Origin of the sequence: Williamsia deligens (assembly GCF_024171765.1) — a bacterium.
In the GTDB taxonomy this organism is placed as follows: domain Bacteria; phylum Actinomycetota; class Actinomycetes; order Mycobacteriales; family Mycobacteriaceae; genus Williamsia_A; species Williamsia_A deligens.
In genome coordinates, this window is the sequence record NZ_JAMTCI010000001.1 from 2098508 (window position 1) to 2119699 (window position 21192).

At 70.5% G+C, this 21192-nt stretch carries 17 protein-coding genes; 8 read left to right on the top strand and 9 right to left on the bottom strand.

What is annotated here, in order from left to right; all coding sequences use genetic code 11:
- Positions 1-364: 364 nt before the first annotated feature.
- From LX14_RS09890 to LX14_RS09920, 7 genes are all read right to left on the bottom strand, one after another.
- Positions 365-964, bottom strand: coding sequence for a flavin reductase family protein (locus LX14_RS09890; RefSeq protein WP_253647041.1), 600 nt, complete (start codon positions 962-964; stop codon positions 365-367).
- Between the two features lie 100 nt (positions 965-1064).
- The gene (locus LX14_RS09895; RefSeq protein WP_372505300.1) at positions 1065-2285 is read right to left on the bottom strand and encodes a M20 family metallopeptidase; all 1221 of its coding nucleotides are present in this window, start codon (positions 2283-2285) and stop codon (positions 1065-1067) included.
- Positions 2282-3508, bottom strand: a complete 1227-nt coding sequence (locus LX14_RS09900; protein ID WP_253647042.1) for an aminotransferase-like domain-containing protein — start codon at positions 3506-3508, stop codon at positions 2282-2284. The genes LX14_RS09895 and LX14_RS09900 overlap by 4 nt, the downstream gene beginning before the upstream one ends.
- Before the next feature lie 34 nt (positions 3509-3542).
- Positions 3543-4736, bottom strand: coding sequence for a M24 family metallopeptidase (locus tag LX14_RS09905; RefSeq protein ID WP_253647043.1), 1194 nt, complete (start codon positions 4734-4736; stop codon positions 3543-3545).
- Positions 4737-4746: 10 nt separating this feature from the next.
- Complete coding sequence (locus LX14_RS09910; RefSeq protein ID WP_253647044.1) at positions 4747-6219, bottom strand: NAD-dependent succinate-semialdehyde dehydrogenase; 1473 nt, start codon at positions 6217-6219, stop codon at positions 4747-4749.
- Complete coding sequence (locus tag LX14_RS09915) at positions 6216-9248, bottom strand: FAD-binding and (Fe-S)-binding domain-containing protein (RefSeq protein WP_253647045.1); 3033 nt, start codon at positions 9246-9248, stop codon at positions 6216-6218. Before LX14_RS09915 ends, LX14_RS09910 begins: the two co-directional genes overlap by 4 nt.
- 19 nt (positions 9249-9267) lie before the next feature.
- The gene (locus LX14_RS09920; RefSeq protein ID WP_253647046.1) at positions 9268-10629 is read right to left on the bottom strand and encodes an aspartate aminotransferase family protein; all 1362 of its coding nucleotides are present in this window, start codon (positions 10627-10629) and stop codon (positions 9268-9270) included.
- 105 nt (positions 10630-10734) lie between these two features.
- Between LX14_RS09920 and LX14_RS09925 the strand changes: the two genes are divergently transcribed.
- The 5 genes from LX14_RS09925 to LX14_RS09945 all read left to right on the top strand — a co-directional run bounded on the left by LX14_RS09925 (position 10735) and on the right by LX14_RS09945 (position 14550).
- Entirely contained in the window at positions 10735-11706 is a 972-nt protein-coding gene (locus tag LX14_RS09925; RefSeq protein ID WP_253647047.1) for a D-2-hydroxyacid dehydrogenase, read from the top strand.
- Positions 11707-11827: 121 nt separating this feature from the next.
- Positions 11828-12298: a hypothetical protein gene (locus LX14_RS09930; protein ID WP_253647048.1), complete on the top strand. Its 471-nt coding sequence runs from the start codon at positions 11828-11830 to the stop codon at positions 12296-12298.
- A 62-nt stretch (positions 12299-12360) separates the two neighbouring features.
- Positions 12361-13320, top strand: a complete 960-nt coding sequence (locus LX14_RS09935; RefSeq protein ID WP_253647049.1) for a TtfA family protein — start codon at positions 12361-12363, stop codon at positions 13318-13320.
- Positions 13321-13345: 25 nt separating this feature from the next.
- Complete coding sequence (gene pyrE, locus LX14_RS09940; RefSeq protein WP_253647050.1) at positions 13346-13876, top strand: orotate phosphoribosyltransferase; 531 nt, start codon at positions 13346-13348, stop codon at positions 13874-13876.
- A complete protein-coding gene (locus tag LX14_RS09945; RefSeq protein WP_253647962.1) occupies positions 13873-14550 on the top strand; it encodes a TrmH family RNA methyltransferase in 678 nt (225 codons plus the stop codon). Before pyrE ends, LX14_RS09945 begins: the two co-directional genes overlap by 4 nt.
- 70 nt (positions 14551-14620) lie before the next feature.
- Here the strand turns inward: LX14_RS09945 and LX14_RS09950 are convergent, their stop codons facing one another.
- On the bottom strand, positions 14621-15358 hold the full coding sequence (locus tag LX14_RS09950; RefSeq protein ID WP_253647051.1) for a DedA family protein: 738 nt from the start codon (positions 15356-15358) through the stop codon (positions 14621-14623).
- A gap of 75 nt (positions 15359-15433) precedes the next feature.
- On the opposite strand from LX14_RS09950, the gene pepN reads away from it, so the two are divergent.
- Together pepN and fbaA are read left to right on the top strand one after the other, a co-directional pair.
- Positions 15434-17965 carry an aminopeptidase N gene (gene pepN, locus LX14_RS09955; RefSeq protein ID WP_253647052.1) on the top strand — a complete coding sequence of 844 codons (2532 nt, stop codon included), beginning with the start codon at positions 15434-15436 and terminating at the stop codon, positions 17963-17965.
- A gap of 122 nt (positions 17966-18087) precedes the next feature.
- Positions 18088-19125, top strand: a complete 1038-nt coding sequence (gene fbaA / locus LX14_RS09960) for a class II fructose-bisphosphate aldolase (protein ID WP_253647053.1) — start codon at positions 18088-18090, stop codon at positions 19123-19125.
- Between the two features lie 148 nt (positions 19126-19273).
- Here the strand turns inward: fbaA and LX14_RS09965 are convergent, their stop codons facing one another.
- Positions 19274-20641 (bottom strand): Rv0361 family membrane protein, encoded by a 1368-nt coding sequence (locus tag LX14_RS09965; protein ID WP_253647054.1) that lies wholly within the window; start codon positions 20639-20641, stop codon positions 19274-19276.
- A gap of 114 nt (positions 20642-20755) precedes the next feature.
- On the opposite strand from LX14_RS09965, the gene LX14_RS09970 reads away from it, so the two are divergent.
- Positions 20756-21172: a DUF3151 domain-containing protein gene (locus tag LX14_RS09970; RefSeq protein WP_253647055.1), complete on the top strand. Its 417-nt coding sequence runs from the start codon at positions 20756-20758 to the stop codon at positions 21170-21172.
- The last annotated feature ends 20 nt before the right edge of the window (positions 21173-21192 follow it).

The following is a 21192-nucleotide window of genomic DNA, read 5'->3' on the forward strand; positions in this document are numbered from 1 at the left end:
GCATCGGGAGCGATCGTCGTGGACACACCCTCCGCGAAGGTCGCTCCCCGTGCGTTTCTGAGCCGCTCAGCGCACCAGACGCTGCATCTTCGCCACGCGGCGGAGCGTCGGGTGGTAGCGGTCGATCATCGCCGGATGATCGCTGCGACCTCCCCTGGTACCTGGTGCCGATCACCATGGCTGTCGAGGACGCCGAGCCCGTCCGCATCATGGACCAGACCGCCCTGCGAGTACCACCCGGGACCCGGCACAGGGCCGTCGGAGGCCAACCACCGCCAGAATCGGCGTGACAATGCACGAGGAGGTCGGTCCATGTCCGCCTCCGACCGCACGGGACGGATCACCTGCCGTGTCGTCATGGAACCTACCGTGGCCGGTCGAGATCGACTGTCGGGCTGGGCAGTCCCCATTCCATGCGTCCGAGGCGGCTGACGGCGGCGAGCTTCGCGTAGTCGGGCATGCCGTCGTCGGCGAGGATCGCGGGATCGATCGTGAGCGCGACGACCCGACCCATGACGACGACGCTGTTGCCGACCTCGATGCTGCGTTCCAGGCGGCACTCGATCGCGACGGGTGAGTCGCGCACCCGCAGACAGTCGACGGCGGTCGCGGGTGCCGAGGCGATGTCCGCCTCGACGAATTCGTCGATGTGCGAATCGAATCCGGCCGAACTCGCGTTCGCCTTCTCCATCAGGTCCTGTGTGGCGATGTTGATGACGAACTGTCCGGTCTCGATCGCGTTGCGTGCGCTGTCCTTCGCGCCACCCACCGACGTGAACTGCACGACCGGCGGCGCCGTCGACGACACCGAGAAGAAGCTGTACGGGGAGAGGTTGTCGACCCCGTCGGCGCTGCGGCTCGACACCCAGGCGATCGGGCGCGGGACGATGCTCGACGTCAGCAGTTGGTAGAAGCGGCCGGGGTCGACCCCGGCGGGATCGTGCACGATGCGGTCGGTGCTCATGCCACCAGTGTGCCGTCGTCCGGTTCCCGCGACCAGAACCGCCTCCCGCGACCGTCGCGACGGTCGCGGACGGGGGGAACGGTCGCGGGAGGGCGTCGGGTCAGCCGAGGAGGCGCAGTGCGAGGACCGCGTAGGCCTTCGCCGCGGTGACGAGGTCGGCGACGGCGACCGATTCGTCGGGTTGGTGTGCCTGACCGTTGATGTCGCCGGGACCGAGGACGATGCAGTCGACGCCGAGGTCACGGTTGACGAACCCACCGTCGCAGGCCGCCGTCCATCCGCCGATCGACGTCTCACCGCCGGCGGCGGTCACCGCGTCGACGGCTGCGCGCACGAACGGGTGGTCGGGGGAGGTACGGAACCCGGGCATCGACATCGTCACGGCGATGTCCACCTCGATGCCGTCGGTGTCGATCGCCCGCCGCTCCACCTCGGCCCGCAGCGACGCGGCGATGGCCTCGGCATCCTCGTCGGGCATGAGGCGCCGGTCGATGCCGATCGCGCAGTTCGGTGCGACGGCCGAGATGCCCTGGCCGCCGGTGATGGTGCCGACGTTCCACGTACCCGCCCCCAGCAGCGGGTCGAGGTAGGCCTGCATCCCGTCGTGGTCGGACCGGATGATGTCGATGACCTTCGCGGCGGCGTCGATGGCGTTGCGGCCGTCCGCCGGTCGGCCGGAATGCGCAGCGCGCCCGCGGATCTCGATCTCGATGTACGACGCACCGCGGCAGGCGATCACGGTCTCCATGTCGGTGGGCTCGGCCACCACGCACCCCACGTGGCCGCCGGGATGCAGGGGATAGGACGCAGGGTCGCCGACGAGGTCGCGGACGCCGACGCCGTGTTCCTCCTCGTCGACGGTGCACACCAGCTGGACCGGCCCCGAGAGCCGTTCGCCCTGCAGCGCGGACATCGCGGCGACGATCGCCGCCAATCCGCCCTTCATGTCGGTGCTGCCGCGACCGACGATCCGTTCCTCGTCCACCCGCGCGACGAACGGGTCGCCGGTCCACCCGGGACCGGGCGGGACGACGTCGGAGTGGCCCAGGAACATCAGGCCGGGGCCGTCCCCGCCGGGCAGGGTGGCGACGAGGTTCGGCCGCCCGGCCGCCACCTCGCGGATCTCGACGGTCGCACCGGCGCGGTCGGCTGCCGCCCGCAGGACAGCGACCGCGTCGGCCTCGGTCCCTCCGGGGTTGACGCTCGGGGCCTCGATCAACGCCGACGTCAGGGACACGATCGTCGCGGCGTCGACGCGATCGCACACCGACTGCTCGCGGGACGGGTCGGCGACGGGCGTGCTGGTCCGGGCGTGGGTCACGCGATCATCTTCTCAAGGCTCGTGGTGAGCCGCTTGATCCCTTCCTCGATGCGGTCGGGTGTGCTGGACGCGAAGCAGAGCCGCAGCGCGTTGCGGAAGCGTCCACCGGGCGACAGCGCCGGCCCGGGGATGAACGCGACGCCGTCGGCCAGCGCGACCTCGAACAGCTCGCGGGTGTCGATCTCGCCGAACTCCCCGGTCAACGTGAGCCAGAGGAAGAATCCGCCGTCGGGGTTCGTCGTGGTGACCCGGTCGCCGAGGTGGCGGGCGATCGAGTCGAGCATGGCGTCCTTGCGCTCGCGGTAGAGCCCGCGGATCCGCTCGAGGTGGTCCTCGAGCCCACCGCGCGCGATGTACTCGGCGACGATGTGCTGGTTGGGCACGTTGGTGCACGTGTCCATCGCCTGCTTGCCGTTGATGAGCAGCTGTCGCAGCGACGGGTCGGCGTCGACCCATCCCACGCGCCACCCGGGGGCGAGGATCTTGGAGAACGTGCGCACCGAGAACAGCAGCGGGTCGTCGGGGCTCAGCGTGCGGAAGGTCGGGATGTCGGTTCCGTTGAAGCGCAGCAGACCGTAGGGGTCGTCGTCGATGATGACCGATCCCCACCGGTGTGCCAGCTCCAGCAACGCCTTACGCCGTTCCAGCGAGAGCGTGACGCCGGACGGGTTCTGGAAGGTGGGGATGGTGTAGATCGCCTTCGGGGGCCGATGGTGATGCGCCACCAGGTCTTCCATCATGTCGACGCGCATACCGTCGTCGTCGACGGGGATCTCGAGCAGCTGCGCACCGTAGGAGAGGGCGGTGGCGCTGCCGTTGGTGTACGTCGGCGACTCGACCACCACCAGGTCGCCGGGGTCGACGAAGAGCTTGCATGCCAGGTCCAGTCCCTGCATGCCGCCGGTGGTGATGACCAAGCGGTCCTCGCTGGACGGATCAGGGGTCCCCGCCAGGTATTTGACCAACAGCTCCAGGAGCCGCGGCTCGCCCTCGGTGGCGCCGTAGGTGAACGACGAGCTGTCCAGGACGGACCCGGCGATCTCACGGAATTCCTCCGACGGCACGGCCTCGTCGGCCGGGGAGCCCATCGCGAACCGCACGATGTCGTGCTTCTGCGCCGCGAGCAGGGACGTCGACGAGTCGATCATCGACCCCACGAGGTCCTTCGCCCGGCCGGCGAGCGGGAGGGTCGGACTGCTGTGCGCCAGTTCGGTGGCGGTCATGGTCGCTCCTTCGTGGTCGCGTGCATCGGTGTGGTCACTTGCGGATCAGTTCGCGCGGCACGGAGGTGAACGTCTCGACGCCGGAGGCGGTGACGCGCACCGACTCCGACACCTCGAAGCCGTACCCGTCCATCCACATGCCGCCGATGACGTGGAAGCACATGTTCTCCTCGAGCACCGCCTCGTCCTCGGTGCGGATGCTGATGGTGCGCTCGCCCCAGTCCGGTGGGTACGCGATCCCGATGGAATAGCCCAGGCGCGAGGGCTTCTCGAGCCCGTACTTGGCCAGGGTCCAGTTCCAGGTCGACGCCAGCTCGCGGGTCGCGACGCCGGGTCGGATGGTGTCCAGGACGTTGTTGAGGCCTTCGATCGCCGCGCCGGCCACGTAGTCGACATCGGGGTTCGGCTTGCCGATCGCGACGGTGCGCGCCAACGGGCAGTGGTACCGGTTGTGGGCACCGGAGAGTTCCACGACGACCGCCTCGTCGTTCTCGAACGTGCCCTGGTTCCACGTGAGGTGTGGCGTGTCGGCGGCGGCGCCGGTCGGCATCATCGGGACGATGGCCGGATAGTCGCCGCCGAACTGCTCGGTGCCGGTGATCTGCGCCTGGGAGATCACCGCCGCCGCATCACACTGCCGCACACCGGCGTCGATGATGTCGATGGCGGCGCGCATGGCCTCCGAACACACCATCCCGGCCTGACGCATCAGCTGGATCTCGGCGTCGGACTTGACCGACCGCACCCAGTTGACGACCTCGAAGCAGTCGACGAGTTTCCACTCCGGGATGGCGTTGAACAGTGCGCGGTAGGCCTTCGGCGGGAAGAAGTGCGAGTCCATCTCCAGGCCGACGGACCCCTGCCTCGACGCCGGTGCGATCAGATGTCGCTGCCGCAGTGCCCATGCCACCCAGTCGAACGGGTGGACGTGTGGACGGTGCACGTAGCTCTCGGGGTACCCGACGATCTGGTCCTCGGGCAGCCAGGTGGTGCGATGGGCACCCTTGGCGTCCATGTCCCGCAGGAAGAACACCATCTCGCCCTCGATGGGGACGAACAGCATCTGCGGGGTGTAGAACGACCACGCGTTGTAGCCGATGAGATAGAAGATGTTCGCGGGGTCGGTGACGATGACCGCCGAGAGTCCCTGCTGCTCCATGAGAGCGCGGACGCGCGAGAGCCGCAGCGCGTACTCGTCGTCGGTGAAGAGCTGTGAGCCCAGGTACACAGGTCGCCTCTCAGGTCCGCGGGATGGCCAGGTACTTGACCTCGAGGAACTCCTCGATGCCGACGCGCCCGCCCTCACGGCCGAGGCCGGACTCCTTCACGCCGCCGAACGGCGCGGCGGGGTTCGAGACCAGCCCGGTGTTCAGGCCGACCATCCCCACCTCGAGCTTCGCCGACAGCCGCATGGCGCGGTCGATGTCCTGGGTGAAGATGTAGCCGACGAGCCCCCACGGCGTGCCGTTGGCCAGGCGCAGCATCGCGTCCTCGTCGTCGAACGGGACGAGAGCGGCGACCGGGCCGAAGATCTCGGTCGCCATCAGGTCCGAGTCGGCGCTGACATCGGTGAGGACGGTGGGCGGATAGAAGTATCCCGGTCCGTCCGGCACGGTGCCACCGCACATGACGGTCGCACCCCGCGCGACCGCGTCGTCGACCAGTTCGCGCACCTTCGTCTGCGCCTTCTGCTCGACCAGCGGGCCGACCTGCGTCCCGTCGGCGGCACCGTCACCGACGACGAGCGCGCTCATCCGTGACGTCAGCTTCGCCGCGAACTCGTCGACGACATCGCGGTGCACGAAGATCCGGTTCGCCGCGGTGCAGGCCTCGCCCATGTTGCGCATCTTGGCGACCATGGCGCCCTCGACCGCGCGGTCGACGTCGGCGTCGGCGCACACCACGAACGGCGCGTTGCCCCCGAGCTCCATCGACGTGCGCATCACGGTCCCGGACGCCTGCTGCAGCAGCAGTTTCCCGACCTGGGTGGACCCGGTGAAGCTGATCTTGCGGGCGAGCCCGCTCTCCATCCACTCCGTCACCACCGGCCCGGGGTCGTTGGTGGGGACGATGTTCAGCACACCGGCGGGGAGGCCGGCCTCGACGAGGATGTCGGCGAGAGCCAACGACGTGAGCGGGGTCAGCTCGGCCGGCTTGAACACCATGGTGCAGCCGGCGGCGATCGCGGGCCCGATCTTGCGGGTCCCCATCGCGAGGGGGAAGTTCCACGGTGTGATGAGCACGCACGGCCCCACCGGCTCCTTGGTCACGATGATGCGGTTCGCGCCGTCGCCGGTGGTGGTGTGGTCGCCGCCGATGCGGACGGCCTCCTCGGCGAACCAGCGGAAGAACTCGGCCCCGTAGGCGACCTCGCCCTTGGCCTCGGCGAAGGGCTTGCCCATCTCCGTGGTCATGATGAGGGCGAGTTCGTCCGTGCGCTCGAGGATGAGGCGGTGTGCGCGGTAGAGGATCTCGCTGCGCGAGCGGGGGGAGGTGGCGGCCCACGACTCCTGGGTGGCCGCGGCCGTCTCGATCGCGCGACGCGCATCGGCCGCGCCCCCGTCGGCGACGGTCGCGATCTGCTCACCGGTGGCGGGGTTGACGACGGGGAACGTCGCCCCGGATTCCGCCGGTGTCCATTTGCCGTCGATGAACAGTCCGGTCTCGAGCGCGCGGATGAGGTCGGCTGCGGATCGGCCGGTGTCGCTCACGGTGTCTCCCTGTCGGTGCGGGTGGGAACGGGTGCCGACACTGCGGTGTGTCGTGGTCGTGCGGGGTCGATCAGTTCGGCGAGGTGGGTGCCGGTGACGGCGTCGATGGCCGCGTCGACCCCGGCGAGATGGTCGACCGCCATGGCACAGCTGAAACCGTCGGTCAGGACGGGTTCGTCGGGACCGCGGTCACGGAGCGCGGGGGCGAGTGCCTGCTCACCGACGGCCATCCCGACCTCGTAGTGTCCGCGTTCGAAACCGAAGTTGCCTGCGACGCCGCAGCATCCGTCGGCGGACCGGACATCGGCCACGCCGAGTCGGCGCAGGACCGACGCCTGGGTTGACGGACCGAACACCGCGTACTCGTGGCAGTGGGTCTGCACGGTGACCGCGGACGGGACCGGCGGCGGCGTCCATCCGTCGTCGAGCATGGTGTCGACATGGGTCGCGAAGCTGCGTACGCGGTCGGCGACGCGGCGTGCGGCGTCGGTGTGGACGAGCTCGGGCAGGTCCTTGTGCAGCGCCGCGGCACAACTCGGCTCCGGCACGACGATGGGCCGGTCGGTGCCGTCGTCGAGTGCTGCGGCGGTGCGCGTCAGCACCTTCCGCGCGCGATCGAGCTGACCGGTCGAGATCCAGGTGAGGGCGCAGCAGTTGTCCTTCTCGCAGCTGACCGCCTCCGCGCCGCCCATCACCCGTGCAGCCGATTCCGCGACCTCCGGGCGGAACGCCCGGGTGAACGAGTCGACGAACAGCACGACGGGGGCGCTGTCGCGGCGGGTCAGCGTGGCGAGCGCCGCGCGGACACGCTTGCGGCGTGCGAACCGGGGCATCGACCGCCGGGCGTCGAGACCGGCGACGCGCGCCGCGGGTGCGGCGAGACGGGTCCCGAGCACCGCGTTGATCATCGGCGCCGCGGCGGTCGCCATGCCCAGCCACGCCGGCATCCACCCCAGTGAGTAGTGCGACATGGGGCGCTTGCGGCCCTTGTAGTGGTGGTGGAAGAACTCCGCCTTGTAGGTGGCCATGTCGACGCCCGTCGGGCAGTCGGTGGAACACGCCTTGCAGGACAGGCACAGCTCGAGTGACTCGCGGACGTCGTCGGAGCGCCAGCCGGTCTCGACGTCCGGGGCCGATCGCAGCATCTCCTGCAGCACGCGGGCGCGGGCACGGGTCGAGTCCTTCTCGTCGCGGGTCGCGCGGTAGCTGGGACACATCACCCCGCCGCTGTGCGAGCGGCACCGCCCGACACCGATGCACGCCTGCGTGGCGTGGACGAACGGGTCGAGGTCGCTGCCCGCGGGCACGTCGGTGTCCGGGCTGTGGGCGGGTCCCGGGACCCCGAGGTCGAACGCGGTGGTCCAGGTCCGCCGGGGGATGCCCGCCAGCGCGAGGTCGTCGCCGATCGGGGAGGGGTCGACGATGCTGCCGGGGTTGAGCAGACCGGTGGGGTCCCAGATGCGCTTGAACCGTTCGAACAGCCGGATCATCTCCGGCGAGTACATGATCGGCAGCAGCTCGGAGCGGGCCCGGCCGTCGCCGTGTTCGCCCGACAGTGACCCGCCGTGGTCGACGACGAGCTGCGCGGCGTCGCGGACGAACGCGAGCATGGTGGCGCGTCCGGACTCCGTCCGCTGGTCGAACGTCACGCGCACATGCATGCACCCGGCGCCGAAATGGCCGTACATGACGCCGGTGAGGCCGTGGTGGTCCAGCAGGGCGCGGAACCCCTCGAGGTATTCGGGCAGACGTTCCGGCGCGACGGCGGAATCCTCCCAGCCGGGCCAGGACTCGTACCCGGAACCGGCGTCCGGGTCGTCGAGGTCGACCAATCGCGACGACAGGCCGGCGCCGTCCTCCCGGACCCGCCACAGCATCGACCGCGCCGCGGGATCGGTGACGGTGCGGGTGTCGACGAGCCGACCGTTCGCGCGGAGTTTGTCGGCGAGATCGGCCACAGCACGGGGGATGTCGGCCACGTCGCCGCCGACGCTGTGCTCGTCGAGTTCGATGTACAACCACGCGTTGCCGTCGGGGAGTCCGTCGACCGAGGCGCGCCCGCGCCGGGCCCGCATGGTGGCGACGATGCGTTCGTCGATGCCCTCGATGGCCGACGGCGCGAAGTCGAGCATGGTGGGCACGTCGCGCGCGGCGTCGACGACGTCGCGATAGCCGACGCACAGCAGATGGGGATGCACCGACACCGGCACCAGCGAGACGGTCGCGGCGACGACGATCGCGCAGGTGCCCTCGCTGCCGACCAGCGCACGGGCGACATGGAATCCATGCTCGGGCAGCAGCTGGGCGAGGTGGTACCCGGAGACCTGGCGGGGGATGCGTTCGAGCTCGACGCGCAGCGGCGCGAGGTTCTCGCCGGCCAGTGCCCGCAGATCGCGGTCGATCTCCTCGGCGCGGCGGACCGCGGCGGCGTCGGAGGTGTCGACGGCGCGGATCCCGGATGCGGTGGCGAGCAGCAGGTGTCCGTCCGCGGTGGCGACGGTGACGTCGACGACGTGGTCGGTGGTACGTCCGTACCGGACCGAGTGGTTGCCACATGCGTCGTTGCCGATCGCGCCGCCGAGACAGGCGCGCGACTGGCTCGACGGATCGGGCGCGAACGTCAGGGTGCCGTCGCTGGCCGACCGGACCTGCGCCTGCAGCGACGTCAGGACGACTCCCGCCTCGGCGGTGGCCGTGGCCGTCGCGACGTCGACGGCGGTCACGCGCGTCATGTGCCGGGAGAGGTCGAGCACCACACCGGCGCCGATCGCGTTGCCGCCCATGCCGGTTCCGCCGCCGCGCGGGATGACGGGGACACCGGTGCGATGGCACCACGCCACCGCTGTCGCGACCTCGTGGGCGTCGCGTGGGAACACGACGCACAGCGGACGCAGCCGGTAGTTGGACGCGTCATACGAGTACTCGGCGCGGCGGCGCGTCGAGTCGTCGGCGAGCAGCCCGAGGTCACGCAGCGCGCGTCCGGCCGCTGCGGCGTCGACGGTCGACGCCGCGGAGGTGGTGGAGGTCATGGGTGTCGACGCCCCGGCGTCAGGCCAGGGCGTCGTCGACAGCGGCGGCGAACCGCTGCAGACCGGCGGTGATCTCGTCCTCGGTGACCACGAGGGCGGGGATGAGACGGACGACGTTGCCGAGCGGACCGCAGGTGAGGGTGAGCAGGTCGTGGCCGATGCACGCCTGCTGGACGGCAGCGGCGGCCGCCGCGTCCGGCACGGGCACCGCACCGGCGGCGGACGGGTCGACGAACTCGATCCCGGCCATCAACCCGCGTCCCCGGACGTCCCCGATGCGGGGGTTGCGGGCCTTGATCTCCTCGAGCCCCGCGAGCAGCTGATCCCCGCGGATGCGGGCGTTCTCGACGAGGTTCTCGTCGCGGATCACGGCGAGCGTCTCGACACCCGCGGCGGCGGCCACGGCGTTGCCACCGTAGGTGCCGCCCTGCGAACCGGGCCACGCCTTGCTCATCAGCTCGGTCGACGCCGCGATGGCCGAGATCGGGAAGCCCGAGGCGATGCCCTTGGCCGTGATGAGGATGTCGGGGACGACGCCCTCGGCGAACTGATGGCCCCAGAAGCGGCCCGTGCGGCCGACACCGGCCTGCACCTCGTCGACGATGAGCACGATCCCGAGGCGGTCCGCGCGCTCGCGCAGACCCTGGAGGAAGGCGGGCGGGGTGGGCAGGTAGCCGCCGTCGCCGAGCACCGGCTCGATGAGCATGGCGGCGGTGTCGTTCGGTGCGACCCGCGAGGCGAAGAGGTAGTCGAGCTCACGGAGTGCGAACTCGACCGCTGCGGTCTCGTCCATGCCGTAGCGGTAGGAGTAGGGGAACGGTGCCATGTGCACACCGCTCATGAGGGGGGAGAAGCCCGCCGAGAACTTCGTGCCGGCGGTGGTGAGGCTGGCCGCGGCGACGGTGCGGCCGTGGAACCCGCCCTGGAACACGACGATGTTCGGTTTCCCGGTGGCCATGCGCGCCAGTCGGATCGACGCCTCGACGGCCTCGGACCCGGAGTTCGCGTAGAACACGGAGTCGAGCCCGTCGGGGAGGACCTCGCCCAGCGCGTCGGTCAGTGCGAGGAGCGGCTGGTGCATCACCGTCGTGTACTGCGCGTGGATGATCTTCCCGCACTGTTCCTGCGCCGCGGCGACGACGCGGGGGTGGCAGTGGCCGGTGCTCGTGACGCCGATGCCGGTCGTGAAGTCGAGGTAGTCGCGTCCGTCGGTGCCGTGGATCCACGACCCCTGCGCGTGGTCGACGATGACCGGTGTGGCCTGTTTCAGCGCCGGGCTGAGCGTCGCGCGCGGTGCCCGGGCACCGGGGGCCGCAGCCGTCGTCTGTTGCGTGCCGGCGGCACTCGCCGCGGGGGAGCCTGAGGCCAGGGTGGACGTCATGCAGCACAGGGTGACCGCCGGATGGTCGGATTGTCAACAATTGGACCATCCGGCTCGAGCCGCGTCGGATCGTGCCGTCGCCGACCTCGCTCTACGGTGGGCTCCGTGACTGTCCAGCCGGTGCGCCTGACCGTTCTCACCCGCGACGACCTCGCCCCGCCACACAACCTCGACGCGATCCGTGAACTGGCCGACGTACGCCTCACCACCGCCGCGGATCTGTCCCGTGACCTGCAGGGGAGCGATGCCCTCCTGCTGTGGGACTACTTCTCGTCGGCCCTGCGGGACGCCTGGGACGGCGCGGACGCGCTGCGCTGGGTCCACGTCTGCGCCGCCGGGGTGGACGCCATGCTGTTCGACGGGCTGCGTGCCTCCGACGTCACCGTCACCAACGCCCGCGGCGTGTTCGACGGGCCGATCGCCGAGTTCGTCCTCGCCTCGATCCTTGCCCGCGACAAGCAGCTGCACCGCAGCCGCGCCCTCCAACGCGACCACGTCTGGGAGTGGCGTGAGACGCGACGGACCACCGGGTCGACCGCGCTGGTGGTCGGCACCGGCGGCATCGGGCGCGCCGTCGCCCGCCTCCTGCGGGCTGTGGGGATCGCGGTGACCGGCGCCGGACGCACCGCCCGGGACGAGGACCCCGACTTCGGCACGGTCGTGTCCACCGACGACCTCGTCGACCACGTCGCCGACGCCGACACCGTCGTGCTCATCGCGCCGCTCACCGAGCAGACCGCCGGCCTCGTCGACGCCCGCGTCCTGGCCGCGATGAAGCCGGACGCACACCTGATCAACGTCGGACGCGGTGCGCTCGTCGTCGAGAGCGATCTCGTCGACGCCCTGCGCGACGGGACCATCGGTGCGGCGTCACTCGATGTCGTCGACACCGAACCCCTCCCCGGCGACAGTCCGCTCTGGGACATGGACCAGGTGGCCATCTCGCCCCACATGAGCGGCGACGTGGTCGGCTGGCGTGACGAGCTGGCCGACCAGTTCCTCGTCCGGCTGCGCGCCTACGCCGCAGGCGACGAACTGCAGGGAGCGGTCGACAAGGACAGGGGATACGTCCACTGACATCGGGCCGGGCGACACGCCACCGGGTTCGTCGACGGGTTCACAGACGCATCTCAGGGTCGGCTCCTAGCCTCGGCGACGACATGTGGGAGACCGCACGGCAGGTGAGGAGGTCGATCGGATGCGCGCACGACTCCGCCTGAAGACGTCGACCCTGCTCTGCCTCGCCGGACTGGTGGTCGCCGGACTCGGCCTGGCCTACTGCGTCCACCTGGGCGCCCAGCGCGACGACTCCGAGGACAGCGACACGTCCGCCGCCGCACTCGAGTACCTGGCCTCGTCGAGCCCGACCGCCACCGTGACGCCCGCTCCCGGTGTCGCCGTCACCTCGGCGCCCATCGCCGTGTCGCGCTCGAAGATGCTGTTCGGGACCGTCGGTGCCGTCGACGGCTCGCGGATGACGCTGCAGATGAACGACGGCCGCGTGCACACCATCGGCCTCACCGCCGACACGCACTACGAGTCGCCGCATTCCCATTCGCCGGTCCCCGTGAGAGTGGGCGATCTCGTGGTGGTCCACGTGCAGGTCGCCGGCGAGACCATGACCGCCGACCTCGTCGTCGACGGCCGTGTCACCTCTCCCACGCCGTAGCTCCGTCGTGTCGACCGCGCTCACCGCTGTTCGTCGAGGCCCGCCGGATAGTCTGTAGCGCGATGACTGCCCTCTACTTCGTGATCGCCGCGCTGGCCGCGATCGGTGCCGCGGTACTGCTGTGGCTGGACCGTCGCCGCATCGCGGTGATCCGGCGTGAACGCGCCGTGTGGGGAGACTGCCACGGGTTCCGCTACGTGGCCTCCGAGGCCGACGCCGGTGACGACGTCCCGCACGTCCGGGAACTGGCGCACCGCGCGACGATGGACACCCCTGCCGACGTCGAGATCCGCGACATCACCCACGGTCGGTACTACGGCGAGGTCGCCGTCGTCTTCGACCTCGTCGACGTCGCCACCATCGTGATGGTCCGCAGGTCGTCGGAATCGCCCGTCGTGATCGACCTGCGCCAGGAGAAGGTGCTCGCGCCCGCCGAGGAGGACGTCGAGCTGCTCGGCGCCATGGGTCGACGGGTGATGTTCTCCACCCACCTCGACATCGCCCGCCGGGTCTGCGATCGCCGCATGGTCGCGCTCGCCACCAACGCCCCCGACTACATCGAGGTGATGTGGAACGAGGGCCACTGGTCGGTCGCGTCGATGCCGCTCACCAACGACCCCGAACGGCTCGACACCGCGCTGGAGACGGTGCGCCGTTTCACCGACCTGCTCCGGGTCCTCCCGCCGGCCTCCGAGCCCGGGCCGCGACCGGACCCGCGGGACCCGTCCGCGCCGAGCGGCCGCGGTCGCCGCGGCTTCGCCGAGCCCAAGACGGAATCCATCACCCGCGACGAGCTCGCCGCCTCCCGCGAGAACGCCCCGCGGCCCACCCCGCGACCGGCCGGCCCCGACAGCGGCCCCCGCCGGATGGACCAGGACGGCGCTCCGCGCCGCGCCGACCTTGATGGCGCTCCGCGCCGTGTCGACCCCGACGGCGCTCCGCGCCGGGGCGTGCAACCCATGCCCGTCCGCCGCCGCGTCGAACGCCTCCCCGACGACGTCGACCGCCCGCGCGGCGAGTGACCGCAGCAGAAGGAGACCGCGCACGATGAGTCGAGAACGACTGGCGCAGTTGATCACCGAGCTCGCCGTGGTGCACGGCAGGGTGACCCTGTCGTCCGGCAAGGAAGCCGACTACTACGTCGACCTGCGCCGCGCGACGCTGCACCACGAGGCATCCCGGCTCATCGGCCCCCTGCTCCGCGAGCTCACCGCGGACTGGGACTACGACGCGGTCGGCGGGCTCACGCTCGGCGCCGACCCCGTCGCGACCGCGATCATGCACGCCCCCGGCCGTGAGATCGACGCGTTCGTCGTCCGCAAGGCGGCCAAAGCCCATGGCATGCAACGGCAGATCGAGGGCCCCGACATCGTCGGCAGGCGCGTCCTCATCGTCGAGGACACCACCACGACCGGCAACTCCCCGCTCACCGCCGTCCGGGCCGCACGGGACATCGGCGCCGAGGTCGTCGGGGTCGCCACCATCGTCGACCGCGCCACCGGCGCCGACGAGGTGATCGCCGCCGAGGGCATCGAGTACCGGTCGCTGTTCGGTCTCGCCGACCTGGGTCTCGGCTGACCGGCCCCGACGACCCCGTCGGCCCGACCGAATGGGTCACCGGGACATCGGAACCCGTGGGCGTCGGACCCTGGTCGGACACACACGACGAGCCCCCGCCGGCCGACGACAGGCTCGACCCCGAACTCCTCGCGGAGGGTGACCGCCGCAACGTGGTCGACGCCTACCGGTACTGGCGTCGCGAGGCGATCGTCGCCGACCTCGACACCCGGCGCCACGGCTTCCACGTGGCCATCGAGAACTTCGCCCACGACGCCAACATCGGCACCGTGGTCCGCACGGCCAACGCGTTCGGGGCGGCGGCGGTGCACATCGTCGGACGTCGACGCTGGAACCGCCGGGGCGCCATGGTCACCGACCGCTACCAACACCTCGAGCACCACGCGGACATCGCGGCGTTGCTCGCCTGGGCGCGTGACCGGGATCTGAGGGTCGTCGCCGTGGACAACACCCCCGGCGCCGTGCGTCTGGAGACCGCCGACCTGCCACACGACTGCGTGCTGCTGTTCGGTCAGGAGGGTCCCGGGGTCAGCGACGAGGCGCACACCGCCGCGGACCTGACGGTGTCGATCGCGCAGTTCGGGTCCACGCGCAGCATCAACGCGGGCGTGGCCGCCGGGATCGCGATGCACGCCTGGATCCGGCAGCACGCCGACCTCGGCCGGTCGTGGTGAACCCGCGCCGACCCTGCGAACCCGCGCGGTGCTCGGCGCGGATCGGCGAGGACAGAGCGGCTACGGCGGATCAGTCGCGGGGGAGTTCGGGCTCGGCGGCCTCGGGGACGCCGGCCGCGGCAGCGCGGGCCTTCTCGGCGCGACGGCGCTTGTAGTACTCCCAGAAGATCGGGATGACCGACACCAGGACGATCACGATGAAGATCGGCTCGATCAACTTCTGGATGACCTCGAACTGGCCCAGCCAGTACCCGAGCAGCGTGATGCCGCAGCCCCAGATGATCGCGCCGATCACGTTGTAGGCGGTGAACAGCAGGAAGTTCATGCGCGCCGCGCCGGCGACGATCGGTGCGAGCGTCCGGACGATCGGGACGAACCGCGCCAGGAAGATGGTCACGGGCCCGCGGCGCTCGAAGAACTCGTGGGCCTCGGCGAGATAGCGCTCCTTGAGGAAGCGGTTGTCGGGCTTGAACATCGTCGTGCCCGCGTAGCGCCCGATCCAGTAACCGATCTGACCGCCGATGATCGCCGCGACCGGGATGAAGATCAACAGCTGCCACAGCGAGGCGAACTTGGCCACCTCGGCCGACTCGCCCGCGGCGACCAGGCCCGCGACGAACAGCAGCGAGTCGCCGGGGAGCACCGGGAACAGCACGCCGGACTCGATGAGGATGACCAGGAGCAGGCCGACGAGCGCCCACGTGCCGAAGTAACCGAGCAACGTGATCGGGTCGAGGAAGCCGGGCAGCAGGGCCTGGTTCACGGTGGTCGTCGTGTGGGCTGCGTCGGCCAGGGCGCTGGAAGTCACGGGTCCTCACCCTAGACGGTCCGACCTGAAGAAACCCTGTGCGCGCGACGGGTGCCGTCGTGCCAGCATGGGGCCATGCCCGGCACCAATCTGACCCGTGATGAAGCCCGCGAGCGCGCCGCCGTCGTCTCCGACCCCGTCTACCGCGTCGAGCTCGACCTCACCCTCGACGCCCCCGTATCCGGCCCGCACCGCTTCGGCTCGGTCACGACGCTGACCTTCCACGCCGAGCCCGGGGCGTCGACGTTCGTCGACCTCGTCGACGCCGAGATCGACAGCATCGTCCTCAACGGCACCGACATCCCCGCCGACGCCTACGCCGACAACCGCATCGCGCTGAGCGACCTCGACGCCGACAACGAGCTCGTCGTCGCCGCCCGGTGCGCCTACTCCCACTCCGGGGAGGGCCTGCACCGTTTCGTCGACCCCGCCGACGACCGCGTGTACCTCTACACCCAGTTCGAGGTGCCCGACGCCCGCCGCGTCTACGCGACGTTCGAACAGCCCGACCTGAAGTCGACGTTCACGTTCACCGTCACGGCGCCGTCGCACTGGCAGGTGGTGAGCAACTCGGCGTCCCCCGACCCCGACGTGGTCGGTGACGGTGCCGCGGTGTGGCGGTTCGACGAGACGAAACGCATGTCGACGTACATCACCGCGCTGATCGCCGGTGAGTACCACGTGGTCCGCGACGTCTACTCCGGCGAGTACGCGGACATCCCGCTCGGTGTGTTCTGCCGACAGTCGCTGGTGGAGCACCTCGACGCCGACGAGATCCTGACCGTCACCAAGCAGGGCTTCGCGTTCTTCGAGGACGCCTTCGCCATGGGGTACCCGTTCGGCAAGTACGACCAGCTGTTCGTCCCCGAGTACAACATGGGCGCGATGGAGAACGCCGGTGCGGTGACCTTCCGCGACGAGATGATCTACCGCAGCCGACAGACCCGCGCCGCCTACGAGCAGCGCGCGAACACGATCCTGCACGAGATGGCGCACATGTGGTTCGGCGACCTGGTCACCATGAAGTGGTGGGATGACCTGTGGCTCAACGAGTCCTTCGCCGAGTGGGCCGCGCACCACGCCTCGGTGGAGGCGACCGAGTTCACCGACGCGTGGACCGGGTTCACGAACAACCGCAAGAACTGGGCCTACCGCCAGGACCAGCTGCCCTCGACCCACCCCATCGCCGCGGACAACTTCGACCTGCACGCGGTGGAGGCCAACTTCGACGGCATCACCTACGCCAAGGGCGCGTCGTCGCTGAAGCAACTCGTCGCCTGGGTCGGTATCGAGGACTTCCTCACCGGGCTGCGCGCGTACTTCACCCGTCACGCCTACGGCAACACCGAACTGTCGGACCTGCTGCGGGAGTTGACGACTGCGTCGGGCCGCGAACTCGACGGCTGGGCCGCCGAATGGCTGCAGACCACCGGCGTCAACACGCTGCGCGCGCGCTTCGAGGTCGACGCCGACGGCGTGTTCACCGCGTTCGCCGTCGACCAGTCGGCGCATCCCGACCACCCGACGCTGCGCCGCCATCGCATCGCGATCGGCCTCTACGACATCGTCGACGGCGCCGTCGTCCGCACCGACCGCATCGAGACCGACGTCGAGGGGGAGAGCACCGACATCGCCGAGCTCGTCGGCCGGAGGCAACCGGATCTGGTGCTGCTCAACGACGACGACCTGACCTACGCCAAGATCCGTCTCGACGAGCGGTCGCTGTCCACGCTCCTCGATCACATCCACCACATCACCGAGTCGCTGCCGCGCGCTCTGTGCTGGGGCGCCGCGTGGGACATGACGCGCGACGCGCAGCTCCCCGCGGCGCGGTTCGTCGACCTGGTGCTGGCCGGTGTGGGCTCCGAGTCGGACCTGACCGCCGTCGCGTCCCTGCTGCGTCAGGCGCAGAGCGCCGTCAGCCTGTTCACCCCCGAGGGCGACATCGACGCGCTGCAGGCCCGGTGGGCACAGGGCGTCCACGACCTGCTCGTCGCGGCCGAGCCGGGCAGCGATCACCAGCTCGCGCTGGCGCGGGGATTCGCGGCGGCAGCGACCGAGGCGTCGGCGGTGCGGTCGCTGCTCGACGGTGCGCTCGACGGGCTCACCATCGATCCCGACCTGCGGTGGACGTTCGTCGGGGCGCTCGCGCGTCTCGGCGACCTGACCGACGAGGAGATCGACGCCGAGCGCGAGAAGGACCCGACCAACTCCGGCGCCGAGCGTGCCGCCGGTGTCCGGGCGATGCGGCCGACCGCGGCGGCGAAGGCCCAGGCGTGGGAGAAGGCGGCGCTCGACGCGTCGACGCCGAACGAGACACGCCGCGCGTACGCGAGCGGGTTCCAGGTGTCCGGGCAGGCCGACGTCCTCGAGCCGTACGTCGAGAAGTACCTGGAGCTGGCGTCGACCGTGGTGCCCACGATGGGGGTGTGGATCGGACGGATCGTGCTGATCAGCATGTTCCCGCTGGCCAACCCGAGCCAGGCGACGCTCGACCGTGTCGACGCGTGGTTGGCGGACTCCACCGCCGACGCCACCGCGCGGCGCTACGTCTCCGAGGGTCGCGACGACCTCGCCCGGGCACTCGCCGCCCGCGCGGCCGGATAGGGGCGCGCGGACTGCCGTGACCGCGGCCACCGTCAGTTGACATACTGACTGCGACGAGCCGGGGGAACGGCGACACCGATCCTCCGCTCGCGGACATCACCGACCGGTTGGAGGACCGTCACATGCCCATCGCCACCCCGGAGCAGTACGCGCAGATGCTCGACAGCGCCAAGAAGGGCGGCTACGCCTTCCCCGCGATCAACTGCACGTCGTCGGAGACGATCAACGCGGCGATCAAGGGCTTCGCGGACGCGGGCAGTGACGGCATCATCCAGTTCTCCACCGGTGGTGCGGAATTCGGTTCGGGCCTCGGCATCAAGGACATGGTCACCGGCGCCGTCGCGCTGGCGGAGTTCGCCCATGTCGTCGCCGAGAAGTACGACGTCCTCGTCGCGCTCCACACCGACCACTGCCCCAAGGACAAGCTCGACACCTACGTCCGCCCGCTGATCGCGATCAGCCAGGAGCGTGTCGACGCCGGCAAGAACCCGCTGTTCCAGTCGCACATGTGGGACGGCAGCGCCGTGCCGCTCGACGAGAACCTGGAGATCGCCAAGGACCTGCTGGCCAAGGCCGCCGCGGCGAACATCATCCTGGAGATCGAGATCGGCGTGGTCGGCGGTGAGGAGGACGGCGTCGAGAACGAGATCAACGAGAAGCTGTTCACCACCGCGGAGGACTTCGAGAAGACCGTCGACGCCCTCGGCGCCGGCGACGCGGGCAGCCGCTACCTGCTGGCCGCCACCTTCGGCAACGTCCACGGCGTCTACAAGCCGGGCAACGTCAAGCTCAAGCCCGAGGTGCTCAAGACCGGCCAGGAGGTCGCCGTCCGCAAGCTCGGCGACGGCGCCGGCGACAAGCCGTTCGACTTCGTCTTCCACGGTGGCTCGGGTTCGCTGAAGAGCGAGATCGACGAGGCGCTGGGCTACGGCGTCATCAAGATGAACGTCGACACCGACACCCAGTACGCCTTCACCCGGCCGATCGCGGGACACATGCTCGGCAACTACGACGGTGTGCTGAAGATCGACGGCGAGGTCGGCAACAAGAAGGTCTACGACCCGCGCAGCTACCTCAAGAAGGCCGAGGCGAACATGAGCGAGCGCGTCGTCGAGGCCTGCAACGACCTGAAGTCGGCCGGGAAGTCCATCACCCGCTGAGTCCACGCCGGGCCGGTCGGTGACCCGACGGGGCCCGGTGCGAGACGTCCGCTCCGCACGAGCAGAGGGCAATGCTCCCTCTGCGCGCGTGGAGCGGACGTTTCTGTCGGTGCGGACGGTGCCCGTCTCCGACGGTCTGGGCGACCCGTCAGCCCTGCGGCTGACCACCGGCGGTCGATGTGCAGACCTTCCAGTCGCCGTTGTCCTGGCGCAGACGCAGCACCACGTTCGACACCTTGTCCGGTGACGCGGTGAGGTAGGCGCTGACCTCGACGATCGCGTTCTGCGGATCGACGACGCGGGCGGCCTGGACGTCCTTCACGTCGACGAGTCGGCCCGCCTGCTTCTGCGCCGCGTACTGCGCCGCGAACGCGTCCGGAGTCACCGAGTCGAAGAACTGTTTGCGGTCGCCGCAGGTCACCGACCGCAACGTCGTCAGATCCCCCTTGGCCAGGGCCGTCGTGTACTGCTGTGCGACGTCCGCCGCACGGTCCGCCTCCGGCACCGCCGGCTCGCCCCGGCTGGCGAGCACCGCGATGACCACCACCACGATCGCGACGATGATCGCCCCCACCGAACTCGCCCACAGCACGAGTCGCTTCCGCCCGGGACCGCGATCGGTCGTCGGTGCACCGGCGGTGACGGGCGGGATGTACTGCGGCGTCGCCTTCTCGGGCTCGATCTTCTGCGGCTCGATTTTCTGCGGCTCGGCCTTCGGGGGCTCGACCTCCTGCGGCTCGGCCTTCGGGGGCTCGACCTCCTGGGGCTCGGCCTTCGGGGGCTCGACCTCCTGGGGCTCGGGCTCGGCGGCTTCAGGCTTCTCGGGCTCGGGCTCGGGCGGCGCGGGCTCGGTCTCCGGCACCTCGTCCGTCTCTGCCTCGTCGTTCACCGACTCTGGCGTGGCGGCCTCGTCCGTCTCTGCGTCGTCGTCGGACTCGGGCTCGGTGTGGGGCTCGGGCTCAGGCTCGGGGTCCGGCTCGACTGCCGTCGGCTCCGGGTCCCGGGTGTCCGGCTCGTCGGCCTCGGGCGACACCTCAGCGGTCGCGGGCTCGTCGCTGTCGGGCTCGTCGGACTCAGGTTCCGCGGGCTCGGCGGTCTCTGCGGGCTCGTCCTCGCCGGCCTCGTCCTCGACCGTTTCGTCGTCGTCGGCCACCTCGTCGTCGGCCACCTCGTCCTCGGGCGCCTCGGTCTCTGCCGGTTCGTCGTCGACCGTCTCGTCGGTCGCGGAGGCGTCCGATTCCACCGGCTGCTCCGCCTCCGGTGCCTCGTCGGCGTCGGTCTCGTCGACGTCGGGCGTCTCGACAGGCTCGGGCTGTTCGGTCTCGTCGGCGACGGGCTCGTCGGACGCGGTCGGCTCAGCGGGATCCGCAGGGGCCGTCGGTTCCGCGTCGGGCTCGGCCGGCGGCGTCGGCGCCGACGCACCCTCCCTGGGCGGGGTCGGTGTCGTCCGACGGCGGCGCAGCGACCGCGCGATGCGCCCGATCGCCGAATCGCCAGTGTCGTCGGGATGCGACATCGTGCCTCGCCTTCGTTCGGTGGTGACCCCCGGTGCGCCCGCCCCAGCGCCCCGCCAGACTAACGAACGGTGCGCCCGGTCCGACGCGACCACCGCCCCGTGCACAATGATGCGGTGACGTCTTTCGGAGATCTGCTCGGACCGCAACCGACCCTGCTCACCGGCGACGACGAGGCGGAATCGGCCCTGCTCGACGGCACCCCCGCCGAGCAGGTGGCCGCATCGCACCCGACCGCCTCCATCGCGTGGGCCCAGCTGGCCGAGGACGCGTTGTCGTCCGGGGCGACCATCACCGCCTACGCCTACGCCCGCACCGGCTACCACCGTGGCCTCGACCAGCTCCGCCGCCACGGGTGGAAGGGGTTCGGTCCGGTGCCGTGGAGCCACGAGCCCAACCGCGGTTTCCTGCGGTGCGTCGGGGCCCTGGCCCGTGCCGCGCAGACCATCGGGGAGCAGGACGAGTACGTGCGGTGCCTCGACCTCCTCAACGACAGTGACCCAGCCGCAGCCGGGGAGCTCGGACTCGCCTGAGCCCGCCGCGGCGCCGTCGG